The sequence below is a fragment of the Ruoffia halotolerans genome (assembly GCF_014049385.1).
GTDB lineage: Bacteria > Bacillota > Bacilli > Lactobacillales > Aerococcaceae > Ruoffia > Ruoffia halotolerans.
On record NZ_JACAOA010000019.1, the window covers coordinates 21,232 to 42,492 of the forward strand.

The following is a 21,261-nucleotide window of genomic DNA, read 5'->3' on the forward strand; positions in this document are numbered from 1 at the left end:
AATAAAACACTAGACAAATCGATTATCTTTAGTAGAATGAAAGTAACAAAAAATGATAGCGATTACAAATTTAAAGTCTAAGGAGAATAAGACAATGAATTTGGATTGGATAAAAACACGTGCAATTGCCACACCTGACAAAGTGGCCGTAATTGATCCTATTAAACAAACGGAATTTACATATAAACAACTAAATCAACGTGCTGAAATGCTAGCACGGCATTTAGTGGAGAATGAGGGAATTAAACGAGGAGACCGAATAGGTACCTTTGTCCCAAATGATATTGCCATTATTGATTTTCTTTTGGCTTCAATTAAAATTGGGGCGGTTTTTGTTCCACTGAATTGGAGATTAAAACCAATCGAAATTGGAAAAGTAGTTAAAGATGCTGGTTTAGAATATATCGTTTACGCAACTAATCATCTTGAACGTCTGACTGAAGTTCCGCAAGAATTTATTAAATATAACGTTGATGGACCAGAATATAATGAAATCGTGAATCTTGAGAATTATACACCTTTTGAAAGTGTTAATTTAGACTTACAAGATATCGCTATGTTAATTTATACAAGTGGGTCGACAGGGAGACCTAAAGGTGTTATACACACGCATGAAAGTTACTTAAATAATAGTTTTAATCAAAACTTATCTTGGGGTATGAGGGAAGATTGGAAAACAATTGCAAGTGCGCCTATGTTCCATATCTTAGGTTTTATTGATATTGTTATTCCAATGTTAATGGTTGGTGGAACAGTTATATTAGAAAGATACTTCAATCATGAAACCATTAATGATTGGATTGTAAAGTATGAACCGACGGTTTTAGTTTTAATTCCAACGATGTTTTATGCAATTATTGCTCATCCGGAATTTAAACCTGAGAATATTATGAATATTGAGTTGCTTGTTTCAGGAGGATCACCGCCATTACCAGCGGTACAAAAAGTATTCCAACAAATGGGTAAAATTATTATAAACGCCTATGGTTTAACTGAAGCACCATTATTAACATTTAATAAATATGAATATGCGGTGAACAACCCACAATCTATTGGTCAACCGCTAATGTTTGTCGATGTGAAAATTGTCAATGAAGATTTAGAGGAAGTTCCAGTAGGAGACATTGGTGAAATAATCGTTAAAGGTAAAAATATTACCCCAGGCTATTGGAATTTACCAGAAGAGAATGAAAAAGCCTTTCATAATGGCTTCTTTAGAACAGGAGACATGGGCTTTATTAATGAATTTGGTGAAATAACGATTGTTAACCGCCTGAAAGAATTAATTATTACAGGTGGCGAAAACGTGCTACCATCAGAAGTCGAAGCTATTCTTAGTCAACATCCTCTCATTCGATCAGCAATCGTCTTAGGATATGAACATCCTAAATTTGGTGAATCTGTATCTGCGGCCATTATGCTCAATAAAGAAGCTCTCGGTTCAGATAATTATAGAGAAGTCTTAGATGAATACTGCTTGAAAAACCTTGCAGGCTATAAAGTACCGAAACTATACTTAGAGATTGACGAAATACCACTAAACTCTGTTGGAAAACCAGATCGTCTAGAACTAGAGAAGATGATGAATGACTATGCGAAATCAACAATAATAAACGAATTGAGTAATTAATGTTTAAGTCCCAGCTGAAAAGTTGGGATTTTTTGTGTTATCTATTAAGTTTACATAATAGACAGTGACAAACTTTTGCCCAAGATAGCTGTTTATCAATGTTATTCTTATTAAACTTATTAGTTGCAATAATAACTCAACTGTTTAAAAGAGCAAAAATGAGAATACGACTCTTTATTAAGCGTCCTAATGTAAATGATAAGGCTTAGTTATTTCACGACGTCCAATTAAGAGAGTATTATATGGGTTGTAAACGTTATCATTTTTGTGTAAGTAATACTTGGTATTGAAAAATTTTAGGAGGCAATAAAAAATGGAGAACAGAAAAGAAGTATTAAAACAATTATTCCCTGAGGATATTTTAAACATTAGCGAAGGTTTAACAGATGGAGAAGTTGAGTTTTTAAGACAATTAGTGGAGCTGCTAGAAACAAAGTATCGTCCAGTAGTTAATCAAGCTTGGGTTGATGCTGAAGTGCCAGAAGGATTTTTTGAAGATATCGGTAAATTAGGATACTATACAAACCCTTTATTATTCGAAGGACGTGAAGGTAAGAAACAAACGAGTCAATTATTCCAATTTTTCTTCGCCTTTGCTATGTCGAGATTCGACGTATCATTAAACACTTTAATGGGAGTTCACTCAGGATTAGGGTTTAATTCTTTCTTATTTGGAGGTAGTCCAGAACAAGTACAAAAATATGTACCTAAATTAGCGAGTCATGAATTACGTACTTGCTTCGCTTTAACAGAACCTGATCATGGATCTGACGTTGCTTGGGGCTTAGATACGACAGCACGTCGTGAAGGTGACAAATGGATTCTTAATGGAGCTAAACGTTGGATTGGAGGGGCATCAGTCGCTGACTTAATCCCAGTTTATGCAAGAGACGAAGAAACAAACAAACCAAAATGCTTTATCGTCAAAGCAGGTCAAGAAGGATTAGATATTGACGTTATTGAAAATAAAATTGCACTTCGTATTGTTCCAAACGCAAATATTCACTTAAAAGATGTCGTAGTTGATGAAAGTGATCGTCTACAAAACATCAATAGTTTTAAAGATATTGCTAAAGTACTTTACTCAACTCGTGCAGGGGTAGCTTTCATGGCGACAGGAGCTATGGCAGGAGCACTTCAAGCGACCCTTAAATATGTAACTGAACGTAAACAATTTGGAAAAGACATCTCAAATTACCAATTAGTTCAAGAAAAATTAGCGATGATGCAAGCAAACGTGACATCTGCCATGGCCCTGTGTTCACAAATCGCTCGCCAACAAGAGAATGGTGACTACAATGAAATCGTTACTTCAGTAGGTAAGATGATTAATGCCCTTCGTTTACGTGAGACTGTAGCAATGGGGCGTGGAATTTGTGGGGGGAACGGAATTGTTGTCGATTATGATATCGCAAGATTCTTCTCTGATGCAGAAGCTGTTTATACATATGAAGGTACACACGAAATTAATGCCTTGGTAATTGGACGAGCAATGACTGGTCAATCAGCATTTAACTAATATTTATCAAGTGACAGTCATTTCCAAACAAATTTGGAAATGGCTGAGTCGCTTTTAAAGTAAAACGATATATTTTGGAGGGAAATAATAATGACAATTAGAAAAGCAACCGTATTAGGTGCAGGTGTCATGGGAAGTCAAATTGCAGCCCTACTTGTGAATGCGGGGATTAAAGTGCAATTGTTAGACGTTGTAATTGACGAAGAAGATCGTAATAAACTATCTAAAGCGGGTTATGACAGAATTACAAACAAAAAGAAATCGATGTTATATGATTTGAATTTCGAAGGAAACTTATCTTATGGAAATTTTGACGATGATTTAGTGGAACCATCAGATTCAGATATATTTATTGAAGCTGTTAAAGAAGATATTAAAATCAAGCACGATATTTGGACAAAAATCAGACAAGTCGCTAAAGAAGAAGCGATTCTAGCAACAAATACATCTGGAATCCCAATTGAAGCAATTGCTAAAGTGTTCGAAAGCGGCGAACAAGAACGTTTCTTAGGGATGCATTTCTTCAACCCACCGCGCTATATGAAATTATTAGAAATTATTCCAACGAAGAATACATCTGAAGAAACGGTAGAAGTAGTTAAACAATTCTCAGAAGATGTCTTAGGAAAGGGTGTTGTGATAGCTAATGATGTCCCAGCCTTTATCGCTAATAGAACAGGAACACATGCGATGGCAGACATTATGTACCGTGCAGAGCGTGACGGCTTATCAATTGTTGAAGTAGATGCTTTAACAGGGAAAGCAATTGGAAGACCTCGAACAGGAACTTATGGATTATCAGACCTAGTTGGAAATGATATTGCTGCCTTTGTTGTAGGTGGATTAATGAAAGATCCTAGTGAGCAACCTTACTTCCACAACTCATCGACCTTACCAAAACTATTAGAAAAAGGAGCTTTGGGAAATAAAGCAGGTTACGGATTCTACAAAAAAGAAGGACGTAAGCGTCTAGTATTAGATCCCAAAACTATGGAGTACGTCGAGCCAAGCAAACCTCAATTAGAAATATTATCTCATTTTGGACGCGACTTAACAGAAAACTTAGATGTTATCTTTAAAGCAGAAGACAAGGCGGGTAAATTCTTATGGGAAACATTGAGAAGCACATTTTTCTATGCGGCAAATAATGTTCCTAAAGCGGCAAATGATTATAAAGACATTGACCGGGCAATGGTTTGGGGCTTTAACTGGAAAGTCGGACCTTTTCAACTGTGGGATTTAATGGGCTTTGACCGTGTAAAAGAAAGAATCCAAGCCGAAGTGGGCGAATTACCTGAATGGGTAGCAAATAGAACAGAAAGCTTCTATAAGGAAGGCGATGTACTTGAAAATATTACACCGATTGAAGATCGTATAGAGAAAGAAATTTGGAAAGATGACAATACAACATTAAGTGTAATAAACACGGATCAATTATTATTCAAATTCCATACACCAAACAACACCATTGATGAAGGACTAACAAAAGGGCTGATAAAAGCTGTAGACGAGTTAGAGTCAGGTCATTATTCTGGAATGGTTATTTACTCGGATGGACCACATTTTAGTCCGGGAGCTAACTTGAATATGATGAAGAAAGCCATTGAACTCGAGGAAGTCGATACTTTAATAGGTAAAACAATAAGCGAGTTACATGAAGCAGTGAACCGCGTTCGCTACAGTAGTAAACCGATTGTTACAGCGGTTAGAGGACGCGCTTTAGGTGGTGGAGCCGAACTAATGTTAGCCTCTCCTTATGTTGTAGCAGCGGCAGAAAGTTATATCGGTTTAGTTGAAGTCGGTGTAGGACTTATTCCTGGTGGCGGTGGCCTAGCTGAATTAACAGAACGCGTGATGACTCGAGACGAGCAAAAAGCAAGTAAGATGAAGACTTTAGGTGCAGTCATTACACGTATTGCATCTGGAGATGTTTCAATGAGTGCTTATGAAGCCCGTCGTAAATATTACTTAAGAGGGTCAGATGACATTATTATGAATGCGGATAAAGTTGTGGACGTAGCCATTGAGAAATTAACTTATTTAACTAAAGTAAATTATATTCAAAGAACAAAAGTTAACTTCCCAGCCTTAGGAACAAACTTTAAAGCAGTGGTCGAAGGGCAATTAGATTCAATGCGCCTAGGACACTTTATTAGTGATTATGACATGGAGTTAGGACTTGCGATTGCAGATGTAATGACAGGTGGAGAGCTCCCAGAAGGAACCTATGTTAATCAAGAATGGTTACAACATCTTGAGAAACAACATTTCCTAAAATTAAGTAAAAATCAAAAGACATTCGAACGAATTTCGCATATGTTACAAACGCGTAAACCGTTAAGAAATTAATACGGAAACTTGAAAGGAATGAATTAATTATGCAAGATGCTTATATCGTTGCTTATGGACGTTCGGCTATTGGAAAAGGAAAAGCGAATGGAGCCCTTGCCAACGACCGTCCAGATGATATTGCAGCTGAAGTATTAAAGGGTGTCATCGATCGTGTAGATGGCGACTTTGATCCAGCGCTTATCGAAGATGTAATTGTTGGTTGTGCCTTCCCAGAAGGAATTCAAGGTATGAATTTTGCTCGTACGATTGCTTTAAGAGCAGGATTACCTTACTCTGTTGCAGGACAGACAGTGAACCGTTACTGCTCATCAGGATTACAAACGATTGCCATTGCTGCAAATGCCATTATGGCTGGTCAATCAGAAGTATTGGTAGCAGGTGGAGTTGAGTTCATGAGTTCTGTCCCAATGGGTGGTAATGAAGTAACAAACAACCCTACACTACAAGCAGAAGATTCAGGTGTTTCGTATCCAATGGGACTCACTGCTGAAAATGTCGCAACTAAATATAATGTCACTCGGGAAGATCAGGATGAATTTGGAGTGCAAAGTCATCAACGTGCACATGCTGCACAAACAGAAGGACGCTTTGATGATGAAATCATCCCCGTAACAACACATAAAGTTGAATACACAAAAAATGGACCTCAAGTTAAAGAGGTAAAATTCGACAAAGATGAAGGAATTCGTCCAGAATCAACAACTGAAACTTTAGGGAAACTAAGAACAATCTTTAAAGCAGACGGATCTGTCACTGCAGGAACATCATCGCAAGTAAGTGACGGCGCAAGTTTTGTTGTCATCATGTCAGGCGAAAAGGTAAAAGAATTAGGCGTGAAGCCAATCGCCCGCTTTGTTGGTTATAAAGCTGTAGGGGTCGATCCGAAATATATGGGGATCGGACCAGCCTATGCTATTCCAGAAGTTTTAGAATTAACGGGCTTAAAACTAGAAGATTTGGACTTAATCGAATTAAACGAAGCCTTTGCTTCTCAAGCGCTAGCTTCAATTCGGGAATTAGGAATAAACACAGATATTACAAACGTTAACGGAGGAGCAATTGCTTTAGGACATCCACTGGGTGCAACCGGAGCCGTGCTGACATCACGCTTATTAGCTGAGATGGGTAAACGTAAAGATTCGAAATATGGAATGGTATCAATGTGTATCGGAGCCGGTATGGGTGCTGCAGGTATTTTTGAATATATTCATTAGTACTAAACCTTAATTAATGAAAGTAAGGAGATAAGTAATGTATCAAACGATTCTATACACAATAGAGAACCAAGTCGCGACCGTTACCATTAATCGAGAAGAGTATGGAAATGCTTTTTCAGAAACGACGTATCAAGAAATTATTGATGTAATGGTAGATATCGATCAAAATCCAGAAGTAAAGGCGGTTATCTTAACAGGAGCAGGCAAGTATTTCTGTGCAGGAGGAGATGTTAAATACTTCCAACACCTCATTGATACCGGACAAGGAATACCAGAAGACGGTGTCCTTAAAACAGGAGAAATGGTTCGAAGTATCCGACAAAATTCAAAACCCGTGATTGCAGCCATTAATGGTGTGGCTGCAGGAGCAGGCTTAGGACTCGCATTATCATGTGATTTCATTGTGATGGGGACTCAGAGTCGCTTACTTACGGCGTTTATTAATATGGCTTTCCCGGGAGATACTGGGTTGATGTACAATTTACAACAAGCTTTAGGATCATACCGAACGATGAAACATATTATGTTGAATGAACCGATTGATGCGGAATTGGCAGTCGAATATGGACTCGCTTATAGTAAAGTTGCAGATGAAGATTTACTTGATGAAGCCCAAGCATTAGCACAAAAGCTAGCTCATGGACCGACTCAAACATTAGCATACCAAAAAGCTTTATTAGCGAGTATCCTATATCCTCAAATGGATGATACGAACCTTTTAGAAGCGAAGTATATGAGGGCTAGTTCGTTAAGTGATGATCATTCTGAAGCAGTTGCAGCATTTTTAAGTAAAAGGCAACCAAAATTCAAAGGAAATTAGTATTGCTGTGATACACTGTAAGCATACAATACTATTCAGAAATATTAAGAATTTGAGGTGCTTAGAATGATGGAAATTAGTCAAATGCAATATTTTGTAGAAATTGTTCAATCAGATTGTAACCTGACTGTCGCGGCTGAGAATTTATATGTTTCTCAGTCAGCGTTGAGTCAGTTTATTAAAAACTTTGAACATCAACAGGGAGTTTCTTTATTCAATCGAAAAAATGGGCGAATTGTGAATGTTTCTGATTCTGGAATGCATGTGTATCAATCAGCATTAAAAGTATTAAATCAATATAATGGACTTGAACATGTCATTGAAAGAGAATCTTTATTCCAAAAAGGGACGATAAAAATTGGGATTCACCCATCGTATTTGCGATTTTTCTTTAATAAGTTTATACCTCGCTTTCTGATAGAGAATCCAGATGCACATATCGAAATTGTTGAAGCAGGTACGAATGAATTACAACAGATGCTAGAAGATAATGTCATTCATATCGCAGTTCTAGCACCGCCGAAAGATTTTGATACGTCAAAATATGAAGTACATCCCTTAGTTCGAACTGAAGTAGTTGCCTTTATGGGACCAGATCATCCACTCGTTACAAAACGTTTATTAAAATGGAACCACTTAGACAGCTATCATTATGCAACCTATAACAAAAAAGATGCCGTCTATTATTTTGTAGAAGACAAATTAAAAGAAAATAACAGTACAGCAAAGCAATTATTTACCTCAAGTTCTTGGGATTATATGATAGAAACAGTGATCTACAACGAATTAATCGCTCTTTTACCGACAGTTTACTTTAGTATGTTTATTTCAAGACTAAACCAAATAGGTGTAGTAGAAAAGCGTTTTGAGGATCCAATTCCGTATATCCCGACATTAATGCGAGAGAAGAAGAAGCATTATTCTAAAGTGGAAGATTTTGTTTTTCAATCTATATATAATAATTTCCATTTTGAAAATGATACATTAAAATACGATTTTTTATTAGATGATTAGATATGAGCTAGGAACGGGTAACAAAACTTAACAGGGAATAGGTTGTTATTTGTTTGAAATCATCGCTCTATCATCATCGAAAAATGAAGGAGAGATGATTCGATGCAAACAAGAGTCACGGAACTATTAAATATTAAGTACCCAATTATTCAAGGAGCCATGCAATATATGTCGCTAGCGGAGTTAGCTTCAGCGGTATCTAATGCAGGGGGGTTAGGAATTGTTCCAGCGATGGCTTTTCCAGATGTTGATGCTTTGCGAGAAGAAATTCGAAAAGTGCGCAGTTTAACTGATAAGCCTTTTGCCTTTAATATTTCTTTAGTGCCAGAAGTTGTGATGCCAGCGGTCATTAATGATTATATTCAAGTATTAATTGAAGAAAAGGTACCGGTTGTTGAAACCTCAGGACAAAGACCGGACAAATTCATTAAACCACTGAAAGATGCAGGCATTATTGTCATCCATAAAGTAACGTCAATTCGGCACGCTTTAGCGGCTCAATCCGATGGCGCGGATATTATTACAATGGTTGGAGCAGAAGGCGGTGGACATCCAGGCTTAGATCAAGTCAGTGGTCAAATCCTTTGGGCAAAAGCAGCTGAAGAATTGGATGTACCTGTTCTTGCAGCTGGAGGGATTGTTGATGGTAAGAGTATGTATGCTGCCATGGCATTAGGAGTGGACGGTGTGTTAATGTCTACTCGATTCCTAGCTACGCCTGAAGTGAATGCCTCTGATGCTTATCGCCAAGCCCTATTATCCGTTCCAGAGTATGGGACAGTCTTAACAATGAAGTCACTTCGCAATGCGATGCGAGTCGCTAATAATAAGATGGCTCAAGATATTCTTAAAGCAGAAGCGAATGGAGCGACTTTAGAAGAGTTGATGCCATTAATTTCAGGTAGACGCTCTTATGAAGCGATGAAAAATGGGGATATCGATGGTTCACAATTAAGTATGGGACAAGGTATTGGTCGAATCCATGAGATTAAACCGGTATCAGATATCTTCACTGAAATGCTTGAAGACTTTAATCAAGTTCACACACGTATGACACAATTAAATTCAAATTAAGCGAATTAAAGGTCAACTAAATAAAAATTCATTGAGTAGACTGAGTGGCAAACACTGGGTCTACTTTTTTAACAACAACTTAAGAGGTGTATAGATGGATACAAAAGAAATATCAGTAAAAGATGTCATGCAATATGTTCCAGATCAAGCTCAGCTTGCCACGACGACATATGGTTTAGGAGGTATGCCAGAAGAGCTATTAAAAGAACTGGGTGCCTACTACGAAGAGCATCAACATCCAAAAGATGTTACTTTAATGGCTGTGGCTGGAATAAGTCGTGGCGAAGGAACAGGTATGGATTACTTGCTTGAACCCGGCTTGTTAAAGCGTTTTATCGGAACACACATGAGTGGGGCGCCTTTATCAGCAAAAGCTGCTCTAGCAAATCAGTATGAATTGTATATGCTCCCACAAGGAATCATTGGTAAACTCTACCGAGATGCAGCAGCGAAAGGACCGGGTGTGTGGAGTAAAGTTGGTATTGGAACGTTTGTAGATCCTCGCCAAGAGGGAGGGCGCATTAATGACCGTGCAAAAGCAGCCGAAGAATTGGTAGAAGTTACTCAAGTAAACGGGGAAGAATGGTTGTATTTTAAACCTTTACCCATCAATGTGTCTTTTATCAAAGCGACCTATGCAGATCCTAAAGGAAACTTATCATTTATTCATGAGCCTTTGAAACTCGAAGCACTCACACTTGCGATGGCAGCGAAGAACGCAGGTGGAATTGTCATTGCTCAAGTTGAGGACGTCGTAGCAACTGGAACGCTTCCAGCTAAAGAAGTTGACGTACCAGGTGTACTTGTGGATTATGTTGTAAAAGCTAAACCAGAATACCATCAACAAACCTTTATGACCCAGTATAGTCCGCTCTTATCCAATGAAATTAGAACACCAAAAGTGAAGAGCCGGAAGTTACCCCTCGATAACAAAACAGTAATCGCAAGACGGGCGGTGCGAGAGTTAAAGCCAAACAGTTTTATCAATATTGGCGTTGGAATGGCAGATAAAGTGTCACGGTTAATTAATGAGGCCGATCTATTAGATCAGTTCACTCTGAACACAGACTTAGGTGCAATCGGTGGAATGACAGCCTCAGATTATAATTATGGTACGAACTATAATGCAGATGCGATTATCAATACCTTAGATATGTTTGATTATTATCACGGGGGTGGCATAGATACAACTGTGTTGGGCTTTGGTCAGATGGATGTTAATGGAAATATGAATACTACACAAATTGGAGATATGCTCATTGGTCCAGGTGGTATGATCGATATTTCAGCAAGTGCTTCAAAAATAATCTTTATTGGAACCTTTACTGTTAAAGGGGAAACTAGCGTAGAGAATGGGCAACTCGTCATTAATCACGCAGGTGTCGATAAGAAGTTTAAATCTGCCTTGTCGCATATTACATTCTCAAGTAAAGAAGCCATTGCTAATGGCAAAGAAATCATCATTGTAACGGACAGAGCTGTATTTGAAATTAATAAAAATTCAAAACTTGTGCTAACTGAAATTGCTCAAGGATTAGACTTAGAAAATGATATCTTAGATTGGATGGAGTTTGAACCTCTGATTTCAGACAAACTGAAAGTGATTGACACAAGTTACTACAGTGAATCATGGAGTTTAAGAGACTATATAAAAGAATAAATAAAACAAAGCTCTTACAAGTGGAATCTTGGAGAGCTTCTTTATATTCTGTGTGTATTTTCACTGACTTGGTGGTAAGATATGTGAAAGTGAGAAAAGACCATTTGTTGATGATTTCACTAAAGAATGTGTGTTATTATATGTTAGTTGAAAATAAAAAGGTAATACATTATAATGCAACATGGAATTTTCATGGAGGAATGAACATATGACTGATAAATTATTACGTGCGCTTGCCTTTGATGGGCAAGTTAAAGTGTATGTGATTGATGCGAAAAATACAGTTGAAGAAGCAAGAAAACGTCACGATACTTGGCGCACTGCGACAGCTGCATTAGGGAGAACTTTAATTGGAACGGCCTTGCTCGCTGCGAATTTAAAAGGGAATGACCAAATAACTGCAGATATCACAGGGGAAGGGCCTTTAGGTCGAATCCTAGCGACAAGTGATGCAAAAATGAACTTGAGAGGTTTTGTAAATAACCCACAAGTTGCTTTAGATTCAAATGAAGAAGGAAAAATTGATGTCAAGGGTGCTGTAGGCTTACCAGGATTCTTAAAAGTAAGTAAACAAATTGAAAACTACGAACCTTACACAGGACAAGTGCCATTAATCAGTGGGGAGCTTGCAGAAGACTTTACCTATTATATGGCGGTGTCAGAGCAAACGCCTTCATCTATCGGACTAAGTGTTTTAGTTGATAAAGGAGATATTGTTGCGCAAGCCGGCGGTTTTATGATTCAAGTCATGCCAGGGGCAACAGAAGAAACCATCTCTGCTTTAGAAGACAAAATTAATAACTTAGGTAGAGTATCTGATTTGTTAAATAGTGGCTTAACAGTAGAACAGCTATTAGATAGATTGGTTGGCGAAGGTAATTCTAAGATTTTAGATTATTTAGATGTCCGCTTTAACTGTCATTGTTCAAAGGAACGTTTCTCTGATGGAATTAAATTATTAGGTAAGGATGATATTCAAGCAATGATTGACGAAGATCATGGCGCAGAAGTAGTCTGTCATTACTGCAATGAAGCCTATCAGTTTAGCGAAGAAGAATTGCTTGCCTTGGTAGAAGAAGCTTAGTTTAGATTATTAAGACAAACATTGTATTTATTGGTTAGATGTGCTTTAATTTTTAAGAGAAGTAATAAGTGAATGAGGAGTGAATAACGTGAGTGATAATCAAGAACAAACACATGAAGAGTTAAATGACCAATTATTAGTTCGTCGTGAAAAAATGACTTCAATGTTAGAATCAGATAGCGTCAACCCATTTGATGCTGGTTTTACAAGAACGCACTATTCAGTAGATATTGTAAGTGAATTTGATCACCTAACAAAAGAAGAGTTATCTGAAGCTGAAAAGATTAACGTTAAAGTTGCAGGCCGTATAGTGTCTAAACGTGGTAAAGGAAAAGCAGGATTTGCCCATATTCAGGATATGAAAGGCCGTATTCAACTTTATGTACGTAAGGATATGATTGGTGAAGAAAGCTATGATTGGTACAAACAAGCTGACTTGGGGGATATCGTTGGTGTTGAAGGATATTTATTTAAGACAAATACGGGCGAATTATCTGTTCGTGCAACGTCATTCACTCCTTTAACAAAAGCATTACGTCCATTACCAGATAAATATCATGGTTTAGCAAATGTTGAACAACGCTACCGTCAACGTTACTTAGACTTAATTAGTAATGATGAGAGTCGCGAACGATTTGTGAACCGATCTAAAATCATCTCAGAAATCCGTCGTTATTTAGATGACAATGACTATATGGAAGTCGAAACACCGGTTTTACATAATATCGCAGGTGGAGCAAATGCTAGACCGTTTATTACACACCATAACGCTTTAGATATGGAATTATATTTACGAATCGCTTTAGAATTACATCTAAAACGTCTTGTAGTTGGTGGTTTTGAGAAAGTATACGAGATTGGTCGTGTATTCCGTAATGAAGGTGTGGATACAACACACAACCCTGAATTTACTATGTTAGAAGTATATACTGCTTATAGTATTTTTACGGATGTCATGGATTTAACAGAATCATTAATTAAGCATGTGGCTAATAAAGTATTAGGCTCTGGTGTATTGGTATATGACGATCAAACGATCGATTTAGAATCAGAATGGCGTCGTATTCATATGGTAGATATTATTAAAGAAATTACTGGCGTTGATTTTTGGCAAGAAATGTCTTATGAAGAAGCAAAAGCTTTAGCTAAAGAACACCATGTAACTGTCAACGACCATGATACAACTGTTGGACATATTATCAACAACTTCTTTGAAGATAAATGTGAAGATACAATTGTTCAACCAACATTTGTATTTGGACATCCAGTAGAGATATCACCATTGGCGCGTAAAAACCAAGAAGATCCAAGATTTACAGATCGTTTCGAATTATTTATCGCGGGCCATGAATATGGGAATGCCTTTACTGAGTTAACTGACCCAGTAGATCAACGTGAGCGTTTTGAAGCTCAAATGGAAGAGAAAGATCAAGGAAACGACGAAGCGCATCCAGTGGATGAGGATTTCTTAGAGTCATTAGAATACGGTATGCCACCAACAGGTGGGTTAGGAATCGGAATTGACCGTCTAGTTATGCTGTTAACAAACGCGCAATCTATTCGTGATGTATTATTATTCCCAACTTTACGTAACAACTAATAACACCTAGACTATTCGCTTCAAGCATTAAATTTAATTAAATCATCTAACCATGGTAAACTATTTATATAGACGTCAAGGAGGCGATTTAATGGAGTTTAAAAGAGAAGGTAACGCAATTGTATATCGTGATGAAGCAGATAAGCTATTAGCGGAAATTACGTTTCCACCCAGCTCATCAAACGACAAAGTAGTAGTCGCTGATCATACTTTTACAGAGCCCTCATTAAGAGGACAAGGGATTGCAGGTAAACTTTTAGATGAATTAGTATCAGAAATGGGCAAAGAAGGTAAGAAAATCAAAGCGACTTGTCCGTATGTTGTGAGAAAATTCAAAGAAGAACCTGAAAAGTATGACTATATCAACGCTGATAAATAACATATTTTCGGCTATTTGTTAAAAATTAACAAATAGCCGATTTTTCTTAAAAATAATGCTCAATACTATTGACGAAAGTAAATCCTCATGATACTATACCCTGTTTTTGACAGTTTAATAGCGCGAAAACCTCCCGAATCGTTGACAATTCAACGGTTTAGGAGGTTTTGTTTATGCTGTTTTTTGCGTACTATTTTCTCTCTCGAATATTTTTTTCAATTGTTTTTAATTTCTTTTTAGTCAATAACTGGTAGTCTGTGCGAAAACCACTTGCTTGATGAATACTATCTGTCACGTGGGTGCGTGTGTAGTGAGGTAGAAAGTTATCTTCAGTCAGTTTGGTCAGCTTCATACCGCGCAGCGCTTGAATAATCTCACAAATAGTATGTTGACTATTCATTCTTTTTTCAAGCATTCTAAAAATCAGTAGGGATAAGAAGCAGGTCAAGAAATGCGCTTTAATCCGATTTTCTTTGCTTAGATAGATGGGGCGGCTCTTGAACTCTGTCTTCATGATTTTAAAACTTTCTTCAATTTCCCAACGTCGCTGATTGACCGCAATAATATCTTCTACTTCTGTCTCCAGATTTGTTGCGACACAGTAAAAACCATCATATTGCGCTTCTTTGTCAATCACCGATTGATCTAGTGCATAATAATCTTTCGCTAATTCTCCTTCCGCTGTCGCTGAAGAACGTTTGATAAAACGATCCGGTGAATGCGGATTGTTTGTTTTCAAGGGTTCTTTTTGATCGAGCTTTTTAAGGGCACGATCGATTTGACGTTCGCGGATGTTCGCTTGGTAGGCTTTATACTTAGGCGAAAAAGTGACGATGTACCGCTCTTCTAGCGGACGAATGTCCTGTTTCTTTTCTTCCGTAGTCCGTTCAGCGGGCTCCCATCGCTCTTTGTAGTAGGTTTTCGTTCGGTCATCCAGATCGATTTCATCAAGATTGAATAGTTTACGGTGGTCGGGGTCCCCAGGTTGTGTATGAGCTAACTGCCAACCCGTTTTATCGAGTGCCCATTCTTTCAATGGTTTGCGAAACTTCTTGAGTGACTGAGTCGTGACATACCGACGACTGTGGGTGTTATTGAAACGACGATTGGCATTGGAACTAAGCCCCGCATCTGTGCAAACAACAAGTTCAGATAGATTGAAGTCGCGGATGACGCGTTTCTCAAGTGGTTTAAGTGAGGGCTGTTCATTATTACTTCCTGCGAACATCGTATAGGCTAGGGGTAAGCCAGAACCATCCATGAATAAACCCATCTGCACAATCGGATTGGGGCGATTCTCTTTACTCTTACCATATTTACGCAAGTCATCTTCTTCCTCTATTTCGAAGAAGAAATTGGTGCAATCATAATACAAAACGCGTGTGTCACGTTCGATTAACGCCGCACTGTTTTTATAGACTGCTTCTTGAATACGTTCGCTGTGCTCTGCGAGGACGTCCAATCCTCGATAAATATGTTGGAGTTCCAACGAAGGCGGTGTGAGGTAAGACTTGCTTAACTGTAAAGAATGTCGCTTAGAACTTGGATATAAAATGCGAGTGGATACTAAGGTTTTGAGCACCTGACCTAAGTCAAATGTTATGCGAGACTGTTGAGCGATTTGCGTGCAAACACGATCCAACTTCAACTCATAAAATAACTTATCGATAAACAGGTAACCAATATCATACCCATTTTGGTTATCGCGCTCGATTAAGCGTTCGCTATCAAATTCTTTCACCACAGTCACTTTCCCTTTGGCCTCTGCTTCGCTCAATTCACGGGCGATTTTTCTGGCGTAGTCCATGGGTGCCATCTCAGGGCATAGCTGTTGAAGTGTTTCATGATTGCCTAAGTTTTGAACAATTTCTGTAGAACGCTTGCCATCCGGCTTCGTAATATCTCGAATAATCGAATAAGAAATAGAGCCTTTAGTAGATTTTACAGTTTTCACACGCATATTATCACCATCCTTAGACGTATTATACCACATTGTACGAATTGTACGCAATAATAAAGTGTTGAAATTGACAAAAAAATAGCCTTACAATAGGCTTAATAAGACTTTTTGAGAGATGAAACTGTCAAAGACCCGGGCAAAGAAGGTAAGAAAATCAAAGCGACTTGTCCGTATGTTGTGAGAAAATTCAAAGAAGAACCTGAAAAGTATGACTATATCAACGCTGATAAATAACATATTTTCGGCTATTTGTTAAAAATTAACAAATAGCCGATTTTTCTTAAAAATAATGCTCAATACTATTGACGAAAGTAAATCCTCATGATACTATACCTAAGGTGTTTTAATGACAGATTCCTGGTCATCAGTCGTGCTGACTGCTTTAAAACTCTTATCTTAAGCAACTGAAAAGTTGTTTATTGAATTCCACTATAAAATGACACACTTGGATGTGTGGACTAAGAAAAGAAGACGGGAGGAGGACAATTCATGCCTACAATTAATCAATTAGTTAATAAACCACGTAAGTCTAAAACGACTAAATCGAACTCTCCAGCTTTAAACGTTGGATATAACAGTTATAAACGTACTTCAACAACTACTATGTCACCACAAAAACGTGGTGTATGTACTCGTGTTGGTACTATGACACCTAAAAAACCTAACTCGGCGTTACGTAAATACGCGCGTGTTCGTTTATCAAACTTAATGGAAGTTACAGCATACATTCCAGGAGAAGGACACAACTTACAAGAACATAGTGTTGTGTTAATCCGTGGAGGACGTGTAAAAGACTTACCAGGGGTACGTTACCACATCGTTCGTGGAGCGTTAGATACAGCTGGTGTTACTGAACGTCGTCAAAGTCGTTCTAAATATGGAACAAAAAAACCTAAATAAATGAAAAATTAATTCCTTATGAAAGGAGGAGTTTGAATGCCTCGTAAAGGTAATGTAGCAAAACGTGAAGTTTTAGCAGATCCAATTTACAATTCAAAATTAGTTACACGTACAATTAACCGTATCATGGTTGATGGTAAACGTGGAAAAGCTTCTAAAATCTTATATTCAGCTTTCGATATTATTCGTGAAGAAACAGGTCAAGAGCCATTAGAAGTCTTCGAACAAGCAATCGAAAATATTATGCCATTGTTAGAAGTTAAAGCTCGTCGTGTCGGAGGTTCTAACTATCAAGTTCCTATTGAAGTTCGTCCAGAACGTCGTTATACTTTAGCTATCCGTTGGTTAACTCAATACTCACGTTTACGTGGGGAGAAAACAATGGAAACACGTCTTGCACGTGAAATAATGGACGCAGCTAATAATACAGGTGCTTCTGTTAAGAAACGTGAAGACATGCACAAAATGGCTGAAGCCAATAAAGCCTTCGCTCACTTCCGCTGGTAGAAATTGGTTGGCTGTTTTATGCAAAGATTTGCATAGGCGATTGACAATTACTCATTATATATTTGAAAGAGGGGTAAAATAGTATGGCAAAGAGAGAATTTTCTCTTGATAAAACGCGTAACATCGGAATCATGGCCCATATTGATGCAGGGAAAACGACAACTACTGAGCGTATCCTTTACTATACAGGACGTATTCACAAAATCGGTGAAACTCATGATGGTGGATCACAAATGGACTGGATGGAGCAAGAACAAGAGCGTGGTATTACAATTACATCTGCAGCTACAACTGCACAATGGAATGACCACCGCGTAAACATTATTGATACTCCAGGTCACGTGGACTTTACCGTAGAGGTAGAACGTTCATTACGTGTACTTGATGGTGCAGTAACTGTATTAGATGCTCAATCAGGTGTAGAACCTCAAACTGAAACAGTTTGGCGTCAAGCTACAACTTACGGTGTTCCTCGTATTGTATATATCAATAAGATGGATAAACTTGGTGCTAATTTCTTAAACGCGACTGAAACTCTTCACGAACGTTTAGATGCAAATGCTCACCCTGTTCAACTACCAATTGGTGCAGAAGAAGACTTTGACGGAATCATCGACTTAATTGACATGAAAGCATACCACTATCATGATGATTTAGGTGAAAACGTTGAAGAAATTGAAATCCCTGATGACATGAAAGAATTAGCTGACACATGGCGTACAAACTTAATTGAAGCTATCGCTGATTTAGATGAAGATATTATGATGTCTTATCTAGAAGGTGAAGAGATCGATGTCGCAACTCTTAAAGCGGCAATCCGTAAAGCGACAGTTGCGGTTGAGTTCTACCCAGTTTATGTTGGTTCTTCATTCAAGAACAAAGGGGTACAATTATTACTAGACGGTGTTGTTGATTTCTTACCATCACCGCTAGAAGTACCACCAATTATCGGTACTATACCAGGAACAGAAGAGACTTTAGAACATCATGCTGATGATTCAGAAGACTTTGCTGCTTTAGCATTCAAAGTTATGACTGACCCATTCGTAGGACGTCTAACATTCTTCCGTGTATATTCTGGTACATTAGCTGCCGGTTCATACGTTCTAAATGCGACTAAAGACAGCCGTGAACGTGTTGGTCGTATCTTACAAATGCACGCTAACTCACGTGAAGAAATCCCAGAAGTATTCTCAGGAGATATCGCTGCTGCGGTAGGACTTAAAAATACAACAACTGGTGATACTTTATGTGCTGAGAATGCGCCAGTGATTCTTGAATCAATGGAATTCCCAGAGCCAGTTATTAACGTTGCAATTGAACCTGATTCAAAAGCTGACCAAGACAAAATGTCTGCAGCTCTTGCTAAGTTAGCTGAAGAAGATCCAACTTTCCGTGCGACAACTGATCACGAAACTGGACAAACAATCATCGCTGGTATGGGTGAGTTACACTTAGATATCATCGTTGACCGTCTAAAACGTGAATTTAAAGTTTCTGCAAGTGTTGGTGCACCACAAGTTTCATACCGTGAAACTTTCCGTACAGCTACTAAAGCAGAAGGTAAATTCGTTCGTCAATCAGGTGGTAAAGGACAATTCGGACACGTTTGGATTGAATTCTCACCTAACGAAGAAGGTGCCGGATACGAATTTGAGGATGCAATTGTTGGTGGGGTAGTTCCTCGTGAATACATCCCAGCAGTAGATGCAGGACTTAAAGACGCAATGGAAAACGGTGTATTAGCAGGATTTGAATTAATCGACGTTAAAGCTAAGCTTTACGATGGTTCTTACCATGATGTCGATTCTTCTGAGACTGCCTTCAAAGTTGCTGCTTCATTAGCATTACGTGAAGCTGCTAAGAAAGCTGATCCAGCAATCTTAGAACCAATGATGTTAGTAGAAGTTACAGTTCCTGAAGAATACTTAGGTGATGTAATGGGACACGTGAACTCAAGACGTGGACGCATCGAAGGTACAACTGCTCGTGGTAACGCACAAATCGTTCGAGGATTCATTCCTTTAGCAGAAATGTTCGGTTACGCGACAACATTACGTTCAGCTACTCAAGGTCGTGGTACATTTACAATGCAATTCGACCACTATGAAGCTGTTCCAAAATCAATTCAAGAAGAAATCATCGAGAAACATAGCGGTAGATAATCTGCTTTATAACTAAGCAGAAAGCTTGCTATAAACGTGAATATGTGGAGGTAAATGGTTGAATTTACCTTCCTTTCACGGTATAATCATTTTGATAGATTAGGAAATAATCTATAATAGGTTACATATATTTTAGGAGGATTAAATAATGGGAAAAGAAAAATTTGAACGTACGAAACCCCATGTTAATATTGGGACTTTAGGTCACGTTGACCACGGTAAAACAACTACTTCTGCTGCAATCGCAACAGTTTTAGCTAAAAATGGTTTTGGTGTAGCACAAGATTACGCTTCAATCGATAACGCACCTGAAGAAAAAGAACGTGGAATCACAATCAATACTTCACATATTGAGTATGAAACTGCTAACCGTCACTACGCACATATCGATGCGCCAGGACACGCGGACTACGTTAAAAATATGATCACTGGTGCTGCTCAAATGGACGGTGCTATCTTAGTAGTATCTGCTGCTGACGGACCAATGCCACAAACTCGTGAGCATATCTTATTATCACGTCAAGTTGGTGTGCCACACTTCGTAGTATACTTAAACAAAGCTGATATGGTTGATGATGAAGAGTTATTAGAACTTGTTGAATTAGAAGTTCGTGACTTATTATCAGAATACGATTACCCAGGAGACGATGTTCCTGTAATCGTTGGTTCTTCATTAAAAGCTTTAGAAGGCGACGCTGATTACGAAGCTAAAATCTTAGAATTAATGGAAGCAGTAGATACTTTCATTCCAGAACCAGCTCGTGAAATCGACAAACCATTCATGATGCCAGTTGAGGATGTATTCTCAATCACTGGTCGTGGTACAGTTGCTACTGGTCGTGTAGAACGTGGACAAGTTTCAGTAGGTGACGAAGTTGAAATCATTGGTATCAAAGATACTCAAAAATCTACTGTAACTGGTGTTGAGATGTTCCGTAAAATGTTAGATTACGCTGAAGCGGGAGATAACATTGGTGCATTATTACGTGGTGTTACACGTGATGACATCGAACGTGGACAAGTTTTAGCTCAACCAGGTTCAATTACACCACATACTAAATTCTCTGCTGAGATTTATGTATTATCTAAAGAAGAGGGTGGACGTCATACTCCATTCTTCGATAACTACCGCCCACAATTCTACTTTACTACAACTGACGTTACAGGAATCATCGAATTACCAGAAGGAACTGAAATGGTAATGCCTGGTGACAACGTAACTATCTCTGTAGAATTAATTCACCCAATCGCTATGGAAGATGGAACTCGTTTCTCTATCCGTGAAGGTGGACGTACTGTTGGTGCCGGAACTGTTACTTCAATCGAACAATAATTCCAAACCACATTTAAACACCCCTTATGGGGTGTTTTTTTTATGGG

At 38.2% G+C, this 21,261-nt stretch carries 16 protein-coding genes; 15 read left to right on the top strand and 1 reads right to left on the bottom strand.

Annotated features, from left to right (window positions below; translation table 11 throughout):
• The first annotated feature begins 94 nt into the window (after positions 1 to 94).
• The 11 genes from fadD to HW423_RS07615 all read left to right on the top strand — a co-directional run bounded on the left by fadD (position 95) and on the right by HW423_RS07615 (position 14,349).
• Positions 95 to 1,630: a long-chain-fatty-acid--CoA ligase FadD gene (gene fadD / locus HW423_RS07565; protein WP_218931332.1), complete on the top strand. Its 1,536-nt coding sequence runs from the start codon at positions 95 to 97 to the stop codon at positions 1,628 to 1,630.
• A gap of 313 nt (positions 1,631 to 1,943) precedes the next feature.
• Positions 1,944 to 3,149, top strand: a complete 1,206-nt coding sequence (gene fadE / locus HW423_RS07570; protein ID WP_218931333.1) for an acyl-CoA dehydrogenase FadE — start codon at positions 1,944 to 1,946, stop codon at positions 3,147 to 3,149.
• Positions 3,150 to 3,239: 90 nt separating this feature from the next.
• On the top strand, positions 3,240 to 5,498 hold the full coding sequence (fadB, locus tag HW423_RS07575; protein ID WP_218931334.1) for a 3-hydroxyacyl-CoA dehydrogenase/crotonase FadB: 2,259 nt from the start codon (positions 3,240 to 3,242) through the stop codon (positions 5,496 to 5,498).
• Positions 5,499 to 5,527: 29 nt separating this feature from the next.
• Positions 5,528 to 6,715 (top strand): thiolase family protein, encoded by a 1,188-nt coding sequence (locus HW423_RS07580; RefSeq protein WP_218931335.1) that lies wholly within the window; start codon positions 5,528 to 5,530, stop codon positions 6,713 to 6,715.
• A gap of 37 nt (positions 6,716 to 6,752) precedes the next feature.
• Positions 6,753 to 7,538 carry an enoyl-CoA hydratase/isomerase family protein gene (locus HW423_RS07585; protein WP_218931336.1) on the top strand — a complete coding sequence of 262 codons (786 nt, stop codon included), beginning with the start codon at positions 6,753 to 6,755 and terminating at the stop codon, positions 7,536 to 7,538.
• 66 nt (positions 7,539 to 7,604) lie between these two features.
• Positions 7,605 to 8,552 carry a LysR family transcriptional regulator gene (locus HW423_RS07590; protein WP_218931337.1) on the top strand — a complete coding sequence of 316 codons (948 nt, stop codon included), beginning with the start codon at positions 7,605 to 7,607 and terminating at the stop codon, positions 8,550 to 8,552.
• Between the two features lie 102 nt (positions 8,553 to 8,654).
• Entirely contained in the window at positions 8,655 to 9,626 is a 972-nt protein-coding gene (locus tag HW423_RS07595) for an NAD(P)H-dependent flavin oxidoreductase (RefSeq protein ID WP_218931338.1), read from the top strand.
• Positions 9,627 to 9,720: 94 nt separating this feature from the next.
• Entirely contained in the window at positions 9,721 to 11,286 is a 1,566-nt protein-coding gene (locus HW423_RS07600; protein ID WP_218931339.1) for an acyl CoA:acetate/3-ketoacid CoA transferase, read from the top strand.
• Positions 11,287 to 11,494: 208 nt separating this feature from the next.
• Positions 11,495 to 12,370, top strand: coding sequence for an Hsp33 family molecular chaperone HslO (gene hslO / locus HW423_RS07605; protein ID WP_218931340.1), 876 nt, complete (start codon positions 11,495 to 11,497; stop codon positions 12,368 to 12,370).
• Positions 12,371 to 12,524: 154 nt separating this feature from the next.
• Complete coding sequence (gene lysS, locus HW423_RS07610) at positions 12,525 to 13,970, top strand: lysine--tRNA ligase (protein ID WP_235956405.1); 1,446 nt, start codon at positions 12,525 to 12,527, stop codon at positions 13,968 to 13,970.
• Between the two features lie 91 nt (positions 13,971 to 14,061).
• The gene (locus HW423_RS07615) at positions 14,062 to 14,349 is read left to right on the top strand and encodes a GNAT family N-acetyltransferase (protein ID WP_218931342.1); all 288 of its coding nucleotides are present in this window, start codon (positions 14,062 to 14,064) and stop codon (positions 14,347 to 14,349) included.
• 190 nt (positions 14,350 to 14,539) lie between these two features.
• Here HW423_RS07615 and HW423_RS11175 read toward each other — a convergent pair whose 3' ends face one another.
• A complete protein-coding gene (locus tag HW423_RS11175) occupies positions 14,540 to 16,309 on the bottom strand; it encodes an IS1634 family transposase (RefSeq protein ID WP_235956401.1) in 1,770 nt (589 codons plus the stop codon).
• 489 nt (positions 16,310 to 16,798) lie between these two features.
• Here HW423_RS11175 and rpsL point away from each other — a divergent pair, with 489 nt between their 5' ends.
• The 4 genes from rpsL to tuf all read left to right on the top strand — a co-directional run bounded on the left by rpsL (position 16,799) and on the right by tuf (position 21,214).
• A complete protein-coding gene (gene rpsL, locus HW423_RS07625) occupies positions 16,799 to 17,209 on the top strand; it encodes a 30S ribosomal protein S12 (protein WP_197103618.1) in 411 nt (136 codons plus the stop codon).
• A gap of 36 nt (positions 17,210 to 17,245) precedes the next feature.
• Positions 17,246 to 17,716, top strand: a complete 471-nt coding sequence (rpsG, locus tag HW423_RS07630; protein ID WP_218931343.1) for a 30S ribosomal protein S7 — start codon at positions 17,246 to 17,248, stop codon at positions 17,714 to 17,716.
• 83 nt (positions 17,717 to 17,799) lie between these two features.
• Entirely contained in the window at positions 17,800 to 19,881 is a 2,082-nt protein-coding gene (fusA, locus tag HW423_RS07635) for an elongation factor G (RefSeq protein ID WP_218931344.1), read from the top strand.
• 148 nt (positions 19,882 to 20,029) lie between these two features.
• Complete coding sequence (gene tuf / locus HW423_RS07640; protein ID WP_218931345.1) at positions 20,030 to 21,214, top strand: elongation factor Tu; 1,185 nt, start codon at positions 20,030 to 20,032, stop codon at positions 21,212 to 21,214.
• The last annotated feature ends 47 nt before the right edge of the window (positions 21,215 to 21,261 follow it).

Bases quoted from the DNA above. Each gene is read 5' to 3' on its own strand.
- fadD (WP_218931332.1), top strand. From the start codon at position 95: ATGAATTTGGATTGGATAAAAACACGTGCAATTGCCACACCTGACAAA.
- fadE (WP_218931333.1), top strand. From the start codon at position 1,944: ATGGAGAACAGAAAAGAAGTATTAAAACAATTATTCCCTGAGGATATT.
- fadB (WP_218931334.1), top strand. From the start codon at position 3,240: ATGACAATTAGAAAAGCAACCGTATTAGGTGCAGGTGTCATGGGAAGT.
- HW423_RS07580 (WP_218931335.1), top strand. From the start codon at position 5,528: ATGCAAGATGCTTATATCGTTGCTTATGGACGTTCGGCTATTGGAAAA.
- HW423_RS07585 (WP_218931336.1), top strand. From the start codon at position 6,753: ATGTATCAAACGATTCTATACACAATAGAGAACCAAGTCGCGACCGTT.
- HW423_RS07590 (WP_218931337.1), top strand. From the start codon at position 7,605: ATGATGGAAATTAGTCAAATGCAATATTTTGTAGAAATTGTTCAATCA.
- HW423_RS07595 (WP_218931338.1), top strand. From the start codon at position 8,655: ATGCAAACAAGAGTCACGGAACTATTAAATATTAAGTACCCAATTATT.
- HW423_RS07600 (WP_218931339.1), top strand. From the start codon at position 9,721: ATGGATACAAAAGAAATATCAGTAAAAGATGTCATGCAATATGTTCCA.
- hslO (WP_218931340.1), top strand. From the start codon at position 11,495: ATGACTGATAAATTATTACGTGCGCTTGCCTTTGATGGGCAAGTTAAA.
- lysS (WP_235956405.1), top strand. From the start codon at position 12,525: ATGACTTCAATGTTAGAATCAGATAGCGTCAACCCATTTGATGCTGGT.
- HW423_RS07615 (WP_218931342.1), top strand. From the start codon at position 14,062: ATGGAGTTTAAAAGAGAAGGTAACGCAATTGTATATCGTGATGAAGCA.
- HW423_RS11175 (WP_235956401.1), bottom strand. From the start codon at position 16,309: ATGCGTGTGAAAACTGTAAAATCTACTAAAGGCTCTATTTCTTATTCG.
- rpsL (WP_197103618.1), top strand. From the start codon at position 16,799: ATGCCTACAATTAATCAATTAGTTAATAAACCACGTAAGTCTAAAACG.
- rpsG (WP_218931343.1), top strand. From the start codon at position 17,246: ATGCCTCGTAAAGGTAATGTAGCAAAACGTGAAGTTTTAGCAGATCCA.
- fusA (WP_218931344.1), top strand. From the start codon at position 17,800: ATGGCAAAGAGAGAATTTTCTCTTGATAAAACGCGTAACATCGGAATC.
- tuf (WP_218931345.1), top strand. From the start codon at position 20,030: ATGGGAAAAGAAAAATTTGAACGTACGAAACCCCATGTTAATATTGGG.